This is a genomic window from Acinetobacter sp. NIPH 2699, from assembly GCF_022549355.1.
Lineage (GTDB): Bacteria > Pseudomonadota > Gammaproteobacteria > Pseudomonadales > Moraxellaceae > Acinetobacter.
The window spans coordinates 31,808-43,880 of record NZ_JAKZGL010000012.1; the positions used below are offsets into that span (position 1 = coordinate 31,808).

Sequence of the window (12,073 nt, forward strand, 5' to 3'; positions counted from 1 at the left end):
ATTCAGCGTAAATTTAAGTAGAGTTTTTACAACAGGTCAGACCAGTTGGACTGGTTTTTGCTTATAATAAACGAAATGAAAATATTTAGGATTGATCAATGACGGTGCATATTGCTAAAGCAGTCACTTTACCAGACAACTTACAGGGTTTAACCAATTTAGCTGATGCGCGTATTGGTGCGATGATTGTCTCTTGTTCAGATGAGTTTTTCGCAAGCGCGGAAAGAATGCTGCAAACTGAACCAGCCAAGTTTGTCGAAGGTAAATTTGATGATCATGGTAAATGGATGGATGGATGGGAAACTCGCCGTAAACGTGAAGCGGGGTATGATTGGTGTATTGTTCGTTTAGGGGTAACAGGAACAGTATCAGGCTTTGATATTGATACGTCCTTTTTTACGGGAAATTATCCTGCTTCTGCATCAATTGAAGGATGCTATGCACCTGATGAGCAACTGGAAAATATAACTTGGGTTTCATTGCTCGAAAATTCGGTTTTGTCTCCAGATCATCATCATTTTTTTAATTGTGAAGCACATAAAATCACTCATATTCGTCTCAATATCTTCCCTGATGGTGGTGTTGCTCGCTTACGTGTGTATGGAAATGTCGTTTTAGAGAATATAGATACAGCTCAACACATTGATCTGGTCGGCTTAAAGAATGGTGGACGCATCGTAGCATTTAGTGATGCACATTATGGACATCCCAATAATCTACTTAGCCCTGATCGTGGAATCAATATGGGCGATGGTTGGGAAACTAAACGTCGCCGTGCACCTGGGTTTGACTGGTGCATTATTGCTTTAGGTCAAGCTGGGCAAGTTGAGAAAATAGAAATTGATACAGCGCATTTTAAAGGTAATTATCCTGCATTTTGTTCGATTCAAGCCGCTTATGTTGAAGATGCAACGGATGCACAATTGATTCCTCAAAGTATGTTTTGGCCTTTCTTAATTGAACAACAACCTTTATCAATGGATGCTATTCACGAATATATTGCTGAAATTATTCAGCATCAAAAAGTGAATTATATTCGGGTCAATATGATTCCTGATGGTGGGATTAGTCGGATTCGTTTGTGGGGAAAGATTACTGAATGATTTAGATACGTAAAAGTTAAAAGTCTTTATCTCTAAATTTAAAATGTGAAGATAGTCTATGCATGAAAAAAATATCCAGATTCAGCCCTTAACTCAGGAAAACTTTGCACCTTTTGGTGATGTGATTGAAAAGAGTGGCAAAGACTTTATCCCCATCAATCAGGGCTTGACTGAGCGTTATCATGCACTGTCTTTGGCACAGGTGTCAGGTGAAAATGTGGCAGTAGCTATGAGTATTTTTCATAATCTATTCGCCACAGCAATTCCTTTCCAAATTGAGATGTTGGAACGACATCCTTACGGTTCACAATCCTTTATTCCATTGCAACAGCAGCAGTTTGTGATTGTAGTCGCGTTGCCTTTAGATGAGACACAACCCGATGAGCAACAGATTTATGCTTTTCTCAGCAATGGGAAACAGGGCATCACTTATCATCAAGGAGTGTGGCATCATCCATTAATCACATTGGAAGCTGAAAGTGACTTTTTAGTGGTTGATCGTATTGGTGGTGGTCAGAATTGTGATGTATATCCTTTGTCTCAACCACACTGGGTTGTTGACCTTTAAATGAATATACTTGCTCTAGAATATTGGAGTATGAGCATTTTTAATTTAGAATGTACTACCATATTTCTATTTATGTATCTTTATTTTTATAACTCAGATTGTTTTGAGGAAAAAGCAACAAATATTAATTTTATATGTCAACTAACCGTTATTTAGCAAGGGAATTACTTGCACAACATACTCGGCAAAAAAAGCAAAAAAAGCTAGAACAACGACGTTTATTGCTCGAGCAAAAAGCTAAACAAAAAAAACAGGATCAAAGGCTTTTGTTTTTTGGATTTGGTTTATTCTCACTACCATTATTTTTATTTCCAGCATATCCAAAGAATCAATGGCAGTATGATCTTTATCGTTATATCACTGAGGAAATGTTTATTATTGTTGGTACTAAAGGACCATTGCCTTTTTTTACTATTCTTTCAAGCATTTATACCACTTTGGTAATGATGGTTTTTTGCTGTTATCTATTTTTTTTATTGATCAAAAAATTCAGAATAAACAAAGAATTCCAAGAGTTCGTCTATAGTAAATTTTTTCAGGCTGAATTTGAGTCTTCTAAGAGGTATCCATGGCTTGAAAAACCATTAATCAAGAAAATAATTGTTTCTGGTATGTTTTTATTATGTCTCTTAATGGGAGTTTTACATTTTATTTTTGATGAGATTTCATTTAAGACAGGTAGTCGGAGAGGTGCTTTAATTGAATTTAGTTACAATTATAAGATTGGAGTTATTTTCTGGGAGTTTATCTTTAGCATATTTACAATATTTCCATTCTTTTATTTTGGGCTTTTCACGATTTATCTATTCAACTACTTTTTCCGAGGATTGGGAACAGGAAAAATTATTATCCCACTGAAAACAATAAGGAAACGGAAGAGGAGAGGCAAAAGAAAAAATTGAACTTATTATTCAAGTTTAACATTTTGCCTCAAATTTAGTCCATTAATTACATAGATGAAAAATTTTGTATTTCCATTCGTTGATTCGGAAGTCACAAATGTATTGAATGTTTATCAACTTAATACTTCCCTTTAAAATTTGCACTAATTCGTTGTTTTAAATACTCTTTTGCCGTAATGGCTGGATATTTGTTTTGAGGGCTTTCAATCAGCACATCTTCATTGGCCTGACAAAAGAATGCCAAACTATAACGTGCACCTTGATATTCATGTGCTTCAGGATTTTTCACACGATGGAAATTAGAGGGGAGTTGATCATCGCTCCAGCGCATCAGCATATCACCGATATTACACGTGATCACATCATCTCGTGGTTCGATACTGGTCCATTGCTGTTGTTCCATATCTTTACCAGGACAGACTTGTAAACCACCTTGTCCTTTACGTTGGAACAATAAAGTTAAACAATCAAAATCGGTATGAGCCCCAGCACGCCATAAACCCAATTGATCTTTAAGTGCAGGATCAATGGCATAGTAGTGCAACATGCGTAACGTGCTTTGGTAAGTTTCTTGATCAGGGTCATGGGCAAGGGCAAAGAAATTATCTGCAAAACCCAGTTTATAGGCAAAACAGGATAAAATTTTCATACCGACCTGCCAACAGGCTTGTTCAAACTCAAGCATGGTATTTTTGAAATCAGGTAGTTCCTGTTCGCTTGGGTAGAGTCCTGTCATCCTTGGGCGGGTAATTTGATAGGATTCTTTCTGATCTGGAGTACTGGTGGATGGGCGAATCTGGGCTTTACTTTCCCAACCAGCATTACGATTTAAAGGGTATTGCGCTTTGACGTGTTCAGGGAGATGAAAAAACTTTTGTGTCATGTCAAAAGCATTTTGAATTTGATCAAGATCAATGCCATGATTTGAGACTTGGAAAAAACCAATATCTGTCGCAGCAGACCAAAGCTGATCTGCAATTTCATTTTTACGCTGTTCAAAATCAGACAAATCAATGATTCGTACTTCACGTTCAAAGGTTTCTTGACCGAAAGCTCCCATACGGGATTCTTTTTGCAATTCTTCTAAGCTGTAGTGGTTTTCAGCTACATTGGTCATATTCGCGCTATTCATTTTCAACCTCGATTTCTGGATAACCATGACCCAATCAAATGGATTGAAAGAGACTGGGTCATTATTTTCAAAAAAGAGCCGTACTTTCTAAATCAATAGAAAGAAAGCTTATTTCTGAGCAATGACCCACATATATGCCGAATTGGTTATATATGCTGAACGCTTCTACTCTGACAGAATTTTAATAAGCATTTTCTATACCAGATTTTAAAATCTTAGATTATGGTGATATTTGATTAGCAAACTTATGTACTAGGTGAGAAGCGATCATTAAAATGAAGTTTTATGATTCTTTTTTGCGCATTCTATTGTTTTAAAATGGTGCATTTAAGAATTTATTTGAAAAACAGCATTTGTTAAAAATGTATTCAATCAAAAATAGATAGTGAATTAAGACCTAAAACAAATTGTTGGGATCTATTTTATTGAAAAATAAGTCATAAATAAATACTGGCATGGTGTTTGCTAAATCATAACTGAGTATAAGCGGTTAGTGTGTATTACACATGGGACATTGCTCTACAGCGTTTGCTGTTCCTCTTTTGGGGACAAAGTCATTGCTTGGCTTTGAGAGAATCTGTGTGCTTTTATACATGTGGTTTTTATTCCCCTAAAAGAATAGCGAGATGAGTTCATACATATTTAGGGGTCTTACTTATGAAAATTCAGCACAATGTAGGCAAAGCACGATTAACTGTTATTGCTGGCGCATTATTCTTCAGTTCATTTACCCATGCTGCCGATAAACTGGTGTTACAAACAACATGGTATGCACAAGCTGAACAGGGTGGGTATTATCAGGCCTTGGCACAGGGTATTTATAAAAAATATGGTCTAGATGTCGAGATTAAAATCGGTGGACCACAGGTCAATAATATGTCTTTATTATTGTCTAAACGTGCCGACATTATTATTAATTATGATTTACAAGTATTAAAAGGGATTGAAAGTAAATTTCCAATCAAAGCTGTAGCAGCACCATTTCAGTTTGATCCCCAAGGTGTTTTAACACATAGCGATGTAAAGTCTTTGGCTGATTTAAAAGGAAAAACCATCCTTGTTTCAACCAGTGGACAAGCAAGCTGGTGGCCTTGGCTAAGAGAAAAATATAATTTAAATGCAGCTCAAGCTCGTCCTTATACGTTCAATATGCAGCCATTTCTAGCGGGTAAAAATGTAGCACAACAAGCCTATGCCACTTCAGAGGTTTTTCAGGCAAAAAAAGCCGCACCATCAAGTAATTTCTATTTATTTGCTGACGCTGGCTATCCAGCTTATGGCGGCATTTTAGTGACTCGTAATGATGTGATTCAGAGTAAACCCGATGTGGTAAATCGTTTTGTACAAGCATCTATGGAGGGATGGAAAAACTATCTGGCTGATCCACGTCTAGGAAATGCGGTTATTAAAAAAGAAAATCCAAATATGAATGATGAGTTGCTGGCTTTTGCTGTCAGTCAAATGAAAAAGTTACAACTGATTGATGGAGGTGATGCCAAAACACAGGGTATTGGGGTGATGACCGATGCACGTTGGAAAGCAACACGAGATTTTATGGTGAATGCAGGTTTACTGAATGCCAATACCAACTGGAAATCAGCTTATACGACACAGTTTATTGGGCCTGTGAAGAAATAAGGGCTGTTTTTGGGGTTAGGAAAATAGGGCTATTGCACGAAGGGGAAACCATATGAATTCAGTTTTATCTGTTGATATTCCAGTAAATACATCATCAAATTTCATCACACCCATGCTCATGCTAAGAGGTGTGGAAAAGACTTATCCAAATGGCACACATGCATTGCAGCGTCTAGATTTAAACATTGGGCGTGGTGAGATTGTTTCTTTGCTCGGGCCATCAGGCTGTGGCAAAAGTACTTTATTGAAAATGTTTGCTGATCTTGAACAGCCATCAGCAGGGCATGTGCGCTGGAATGGTAAAGCGGATATCCAGTCACAATGTAAAATGGCAATGGTGTTTCAGGAAGCGACCTTAATGCCTTGGGCCAATATTGAAGACAATGTTCGTCTACCTTTAGATTTGCAGCATGTTGCAAAGTCGGTGAGTACGCCTAAAGTGTTGGATGCTTTAAAAGCAGTAGGGCTGGATAACTTTACCAAATCTTACCCACGTGAACTGTCTGGTGGGATGCAAATGCGCGCTTCTTTAGCCAGAGCTTTGGTGACAGAACCTGATCTATTACTCATGGATGAACCCTTTGGGGCTTTGGATGAATTTACTCGGCATAAGCTTGATAGTGATATTCGTAAACTTTGGTCTGAACGTGATTTAACCGTTGTTTTTGTCACGCACAGTATTTATGAGGCAGTGTATTTGTCTTCTCGTGTGGTTGTCATGGGGGCACGTCCAGGTCGTGTGGTTGCTGATCTGGAAATTGAAGGTCCTTATCAACGCGATGAATCATTTCGAACGTCAGAAATCTTTATTAAACAATGTTCGCATCTTTCAGAAGTATTGGCTAAAGCAAGTGGGGAGTATGATCATGATTAAACCATTAATAAAAAATCCTGCGATACAGCGTATAGCAGCTCCTTTGACCCTCGGTTTTTTATTGTTGCTGCTTTGGCAGTTGAGCTTTCAACAGCTTGAAGTCCCTGTATATGTGATACCGAAACCAAGCGACATTGTGATGGCGATGATTAATCATTCTGCATTGTTGTTTGGCAGCTTGTTGGTTACTTTAAAAATCACCTTATTGGCTTTTGCTTGTGCTGTGGTGATTGGAATCCTCATTGCATTTTTATTCGTGCAAAGTCGTGTAATTGAAGCCTGTTTTATGCCTTATGCCATATTATTTCAAGTGACACCGATTGTAGCGATTGCGCCATTGGTGATTATCTGGATTCAAAACACAACTTTAGCGTTGGTGGTGTGTGCGATGTTGGTGGCAGTTTTTCCAATCCTGACCAATACCACGTTGGGGTTGCGTAGTGTCAATAAAGGTTTACTTAATCTTTTTCAAATCAATAAAGCCAGTCGTTGGCAAATTCTGATGCGGTTACGTGTGCCAAATGCATTGCCTTATTTCTTTGGTGGTTTACGGATTTCTTGTGGACTTGCTTTGATCGGTGCTGTGGTTTCTGAGTTTGTTGCAGGAGCAGGTGGTACAAGTGCAGGCCTGGCTTATCAAATCTTGCAGGCAGGTTTCCAACTGGATTTGCCTCTCATGTTTGCAGCGCTATTTTTGATTACTTGTACGGGTTTAGGGCTGTTTGTATTGATGTCTTTATTAAGCCGTGTGTTTTTAAGTAAATGGCATGAGAGTGAGCAAGTATGATGAGTCAGCGTTATTTAATTAAAAATGCTTATGCCATTTTAACAGGCTTATCTGGTGATGCAGCTCGTTCCTCATGTACCGATATTCGTATCCAAAATGGCAAAATTACAGCATTAGGGCAATTGACTCAGCAAGCCAATGAACAAGTGATCGATGCTAAAGATTGTGTGATTTATCCAGCATGGGTCAATACCCATCACCATTTGTTTCAGTCTTTATTAAAAGGTGAGCCACAAGGTTTAAATCAAAACTTAAGCGCATGGCTTGCCAGTACACCGTATCGTTTTCGTGGTGCATTCGATGAGGAAACTTTTCGGGTTGCGGTACGTATCGGTTTGATTGAATTGTTACGTTCGGGTTGTGCAACCGTCGCAGACCATCATTATTTATATTGGCCGAAAATGCCTTTTGATGGCGCTGCAATTTTATTTGATGAAGCTGAAAAGTTAGGGATGCGCTTTGTGCTGTGTCGCGGTGGTGCAACCCTGACACGTGGTTTAGAAAGTGAGTTACCTCAAGCCTTACGTCCAGAGAAATTTGAAGACTATATGGCGGATATTGAACGTTTAGTCAGCCAATATCATCAGCCGAGTGGGACAGCATTTAGAAAAATTGTGATGGCACCCACTTCAACCTTACATTCAACGACACCGCAACAGTTTAGAGAAAGCGCCAAAATTGCTAGACAATTAGGCATTGGGATGCATAGTCATTTATCCGAAACGGTTGATTATCTGGATGCAGCCAAAGCCAAATTTAACATGACTCCTGTACAGTTTTGCGCTGAGCATGATTGGGTAGGGGCTGATGTTTGGTTTGCGCATCTGGTTAAATTATTGCCCGAGGAAATTCAGATTTTAGGTCAAACTCGAACAGGAATTGCGCATTGCCCACAAAGTAATGCGCGATTAGGCAGTGGTATTGCTGATCTTGTAAGTCTAGAACAAGCTGGCATGAGCATTTCAATCGGTGTTGATGGTGCAGGTTCGAATGAAGCCGCAGATATGCTCTCAGAAACACATGCCGCATGGTTATTACAACGTGCTAGAAAAGGCATGTTGGCGACACCACAATATGAGGGTGGATCATTTGAGGGCGGTGCAGACGCAGCAACGATTGAAGATGTGATTCGTTGGGGAACCGTGGGTGGTGCAAAAATCTTAGGACTCGATCAGGTTGGTACGATTGAAGTCGGGCAACAAGCCGATTTGGTTGTGTATCAACTGGATGATCCTCGTTATTTCGGATTACATGATATGGCAATTGGTCCTGTTGCCAGTGGTGGGCGAGCGCATATTAAAGCGATGTTTGTTGCAGGTAAAATGGTGATTGAAAATGACCAGATTCCTGAGCTGGATATGATGGAATTGGCTTGGCAAGCTAAGCAATCGGTGAAAGTGTTGCAACAGCGAAGTATGGAAATGGCTAAAATAGCCTAAGCAAAAATAGAATCGTACACAAAATATGATACTCGGAAACGTCATTTGCAACCTGCGTGGTGTCAACAAAATACAAAGTTTTATACAACTAGTTAGTGTATGGTAAATGCAAGAAGTGAACAGGTTTTGCAAATGACAATGGTTTTGCCTACTTTTCCCGAAAGAAAAGTAGGGCGAACCGCAGGTTTATCTTGAAATTGGATGAGAACTCGGCAAGACTCCGCTAAGATTATTATAATTATTTGTATATCAATATTTTGTTCCTAAGACAGCTTATCCCTGATAAGGATGATATTTATACCAATGATCTGCAATCTGCTGACGAGTACATACCCAAACCCGATCATGGTTTTGCACATAATCCAGAAATTTTTGTAATGCTTTAAAACGAGCAGGGCGACCTAAAATTCGACAATGCATGCCGATGGAAAGCATTTTAGGGTGGGTTGTTCCTTCAGCATATAAAACATCAAAGGCATCTTTTAAATACTCAAAGAAATCTTCACTGCGGTTAAAACCAGTTGGTGAAGCAAACTTCATGTCATTGGTATCAAGAGTATAGGGAATGATTAAATGTGGACGAGTTTCGCCATTCTCTTTTGTTAATTTTGTCCAAAAAGGCAGATCATCGCCATAATAATCACTGTCATATTGAATCTGATCATAGTCTGCTAATAATTGACGAGTGTTGGGGCTATCACGACCTGTGTACCAACCAGTAGGCATTTCACCAAACAAATCTTTTAAGATCTGCATAGCCTCAGCCATATGCTGTTTTTCAGTTTCAGGATCAACATTTTGATAATGAATCCAGCGTAAACCATGCGATACCACATCATAGTTATTCTGTTTGATTGCCTCGACAATTAATGGATTTCTTTGTAATGCCATGGCAACTGCAAAAATAGTCATCGGTAAGTTGCGTTTGGCAAATTCCTGTTGAATACGCCAAAAACCAACGCGTGAACCATATTCATAGATCGAATCCATGGACAAATGTCGAGCAGGATAACTTTCTGCACCACTGATTTCAGACAAAAACTGCTCTGAACCGTCATCGCCATGCAAGATATGTTTTTCACCACCTTCCTCATAGTTCAATACAAACTGAACCGCAATTTTTGCTTGATTAGGCCATTGCGCATGCGGAGGATGGTTAGCATAACCGACCATATCTCGTGGATAGTCTGCTGTTAAATCAATGTCTTTATGGAACCAAACCATATCAATGCCTGAATCGTGAAATAGGTGAAACTTCACATCAATTTACTGGATAGGTTCTCTAATTGTCAATTATTATATCTATTTAAATCAATGGTTTATTTGTTTTATTTTGGTGCAATAATACGGTTTCATTCATGAATATTCTTTAGCATGCGCAATTTCAGTGCTTCCATTTCTTCAATGATTTGATTCATCATGATTTGTGCAATACGAGAAAGTTGCCGTTTTGGTGCAACACATAAAGCAAGGGTAATTGGATGCAGCCCATTATCGTGGATTGCCCTAAATTCGAATTCGCCACTTTCAATAAATGGATAGGCATCCAAGTAACTCATGATAGCAATGCCTAAATTCTGTCTCAGCAATGAAATCATCATGTGAATATCGTTGCACTCGATTTTATGTGGCGGATTAAAATCATGTTTTTTATATAAAGCGGTGACGTGATCGTGAATAATTAAAGGTGCAGCAGGAATAATATGATTGAATTCCAGCGTATCTGAGAAATAGATTTTTTCCTTATTGGCTAAATGATGTTGCTTTGGAATCACAAAGCCAAGCGGCATTTCGATAAAGGAACTGATTTGTAATTGATGTTGATGCTTTGGATTGAGAATTAAGCCAAAATCGAGTTCAGCGTTAATGACCAAGTCAGCAACACGTTCACTATCTAACACACGAATACTGAAATTAATCCAAGGATAATCTTGATGGATAGATTGAATCACTTGAGTGACGAAGCTTTCACTTAATGCTGAGATCATCCCAAAATCAACTGAACCTCGTTGTAACCCCTGAATTTCATTTAAGCGCTTTTGTGTCGTTTGAAATTCTTTTTGCCAAGTCAGTAAATCGGCATAGAGTAATTCACCTGCCAAAGTCAGTTTTAGTCCATTGGGTAGACGCTCAAATAAGGCAACGCCAAGTTCTTCTTCAGCTAAAGCGATCTGACGATGCACTGCTGAGACTGAAATATAAAGTTGATCTGCTGCTTTTCGCAAGCTGCCAGTTTTAGCTACAGCGATAAAATATTCTGAGAAACGAGAAAAAGGCAATGCCATAGCAATCAATTGAAAGATAAAAAATAAGTATAACCAAAAGCAATTTTAAAAAATATATAGTGTTCTAGTTTTTAGAATGATTCATTGAAATCATTCTAATAGACGAAATTATTGTTCTGTTCCAAACTGCATTTAAGCCATACAGATCGTTGATCTATAGCAAAAATGAGAGTAAAGAATGAATGCAATTCCTTTAATTAATGTGCCGAATAAACCTTGTTATAGCCAGTTTGATGACCGAGATTGGGAAATACTGGCACAACATTGGTATCCTGTTGCTCGAATTGAAGATGTGAGTAGCAAACCACAGCAAGTCACCTTACTTGATCTGAATATGGCGATTTATAAAACTGAAACAGGGAACATTCATTTGGTTCGTGATATTTGTCCACATCGCGGTGTGCCATTAAGTAAAGGTTGGGTCGAGGGAGAAACCCTTATTTGTCCTTATCATGGTTTGCATTTCAATGAAGACGGGAAATGCACAAAGATTCCCGCACAACCCGATCTGACTAAAATTTCTGATCGGTTTTCCTTAACCAAGTTTCCTGTGGTTTTAAAATATGGTTTGGTGTGGACCAGTATTTTAGGACGAGATGAGCGTTTAGCCAATTTTCCTGTTTTGGATACATGGGAGACTGCTGAGCATCAAGCGATTTTACCACCTTATGTGGATATTGCTGGTTCAAGTGGTCGCCAATTGGAGGGATTTATCGACGTTGCGCACTTTGCGTGGGTACATCACCATGCCTTTGCCGATCGAGAAAATCCTATTGTGCCGAAATATTCGACTGAGCGAACTGATTATGGATTGCATAGCGAATATGTCAGTAATGTCAGCAATTATCCGCATGGCATGCAGCATTTAGCACCTGATGATTTCCTCTGGGAGCGTATATTTGATGTTTATCCACCATTCTCAGCCATATTGACCATTCATTTTCCGAATGATGGCGTATTAAAGATTTTAAATGCCTGTTGCCCCGTTTCTCATAATAAAACCCGCTTGTTTGTGCCCTTAACTCGCAATTTTGATACCACAGGTGATTTACAGGCTGTATATGACTTTAATGCACAAATTTTTGCGGAAGATCAAGAGATGGTGGAGGCACAAAAACCTGAAGAATTACCTCTAGATATTACGATGGAAGCACATTTTGAAGCAGATCGATCATCGACCATGTACCGTCGTATCTTGGCGGAATGGGGCTTAAGTAAACGTTATACGGTTTAAATAGACACAAGTTCAGGATTATTTAGTTCTTATACTTATGAAATGATGCCTTATTGAAGATTGAAACAACCTAATTGTATAGGCTTGTATATACAAATGAGATGAATTCAA

11 protein-coding genes are annotated in these 12,073 nt (G+C 38.7%); 8 read left to right on the forward strand and 3 right to left on the reverse strand.

Annotated features, from left to right (window positions below):
* The first annotated feature begins 98 nt into the window (after positions 1–98).
* From alc to MMP72_RS11815, 3 genes are all read left to right on the forward strand, one after another.
* Complete coding sequence (gene alc, locus MMP72_RS11805; protein WP_241317507.1) at positions 99–1,103, forward strand: allantoicase; 1,005 nt, start codon at positions 99–101, stop codon at positions 1,101–1,103.
* 58 nt (positions 1,104–1,161) lie between these two features.
* Positions 1,162–1,671 carry an ureidoglycolate lyase gene (locus tag MMP72_RS11810; RefSeq protein WP_241317509.1) on the forward strand — a complete coding sequence of 170 codons (510 nt, stop codon included), beginning with the start codon at positions 1,162–1,164 and terminating at the stop codon, positions 1,669–1,671.
* Positions 1,672–1,805: 134 nt separating this feature from the next.
* Positions 1,806–2,573: a hypothetical protein gene (locus MMP72_RS11815; protein ID WP_241317511.1), complete on the forward strand. Its 768-nt coding sequence runs from the start codon at positions 1,806–1,808 to the stop codon at positions 2,571–2,573.
* 118 nt (positions 2,574–2,691) lie between these two features.
* Here MMP72_RS11815 and MMP72_RS11820 read toward each other — a convergent pair whose 3' ends face one another.
* Entirely contained in the window at positions 2,692–3,705 is a 1,014-nt protein-coding gene (locus MMP72_RS11820; RefSeq protein WP_241317513.1) for a 2-oxoglutarate and iron-dependent oxygenase domain-containing protein, read from the reverse strand.
* A 657-nt stretch (positions 3,706–4,362) separates the two neighbouring features.
* Here MMP72_RS11820 and MMP72_RS11825 point away from each other — a divergent pair.
* From MMP72_RS11825 to MMP72_RS11840, 4 genes are read left to right on the forward strand one after another with little or no spacing between them, the layout of a single operon-like run.
* Positions 4,363–5,343 carry an ABC transporter substrate-binding protein gene (locus MMP72_RS11825; RefSeq protein WP_241317515.1) on the forward strand — a complete coding sequence of 327 codons (981 nt, stop codon included), beginning with the start codon at positions 4,363–4,365 and terminating at the stop codon, positions 5,341–5,343.
* A gap of 52 nt (positions 5,344–5,395) precedes the next feature.
* Positions 5,396–6,217 (forward strand): ABC transporter ATP-binding protein, encoded by an 822-nt coding sequence (locus MMP72_RS11830; RefSeq protein WP_241317517.1) that lies wholly within the window; start codon positions 5,396–5,398, stop codon positions 6,215–6,217.
* The gene (locus MMP72_RS11835; protein WP_241317519.1) at positions 6,210–7,004 is read left to right on the forward strand and encodes an ABC transporter permease; all 795 of its coding nucleotides are present in this window, start codon (positions 6,210–6,212) and stop codon (positions 7,002–7,004) included. Before MMP72_RS11830 ends, MMP72_RS11835 begins: the two co-directional genes overlap by 8 nt.
* Complete coding sequence (locus MMP72_RS11840; protein ID WP_241317521.1) at positions 7,001–8,443, forward strand: amidohydrolase family protein; 1,443 nt, start codon at positions 7,001–7,003, stop codon at positions 8,441–8,443. The genes MMP72_RS11835 and MMP72_RS11840 overlap by 4 nt, the downstream gene beginning before the upstream one ends.
* A gap of 273 nt (positions 8,444–8,716) precedes the next feature.
* On the opposite strand, the gene puuE is transcribed toward MMP72_RS11840, so the two are convergent.
* A complete protein-coding gene (puuE, locus tag MMP72_RS11845; RefSeq protein WP_241317523.1) occupies positions 8,717–9,667 on the reverse strand; it encodes an allantoinase PuuE in 951 nt (316 codons plus the stop codon).
* A 128-nt stretch (positions 9,668–9,795) separates the two neighbouring features.
* The gene (locus MMP72_RS11850) at positions 9,796–10,728 is read right to left on the reverse strand and encodes a LysR family transcriptional regulator (protein WP_241317525.1); all 933 of its coding nucleotides are present in this window, start codon (positions 10,726–10,728) and stop codon (positions 9,796–9,798) included.
* Positions 10,729–10,906: 178 nt separating this feature from the next.
* Here MMP72_RS11850 and MMP72_RS11855 point away from each other — a divergent pair, with 178 nt between their 5' ends.
* On the forward strand, positions 10,907–11,962 hold the full coding sequence (locus MMP72_RS11855; RefSeq protein WP_241317527.1) for an aromatic ring-hydroxylating dioxygenase subunit alpha: 1,056 nt from the start codon (positions 10,907–10,909) through the stop codon (positions 11,960–11,962).
* Positions 11,963–12,073: the final 111 nt, after the last annotated feature.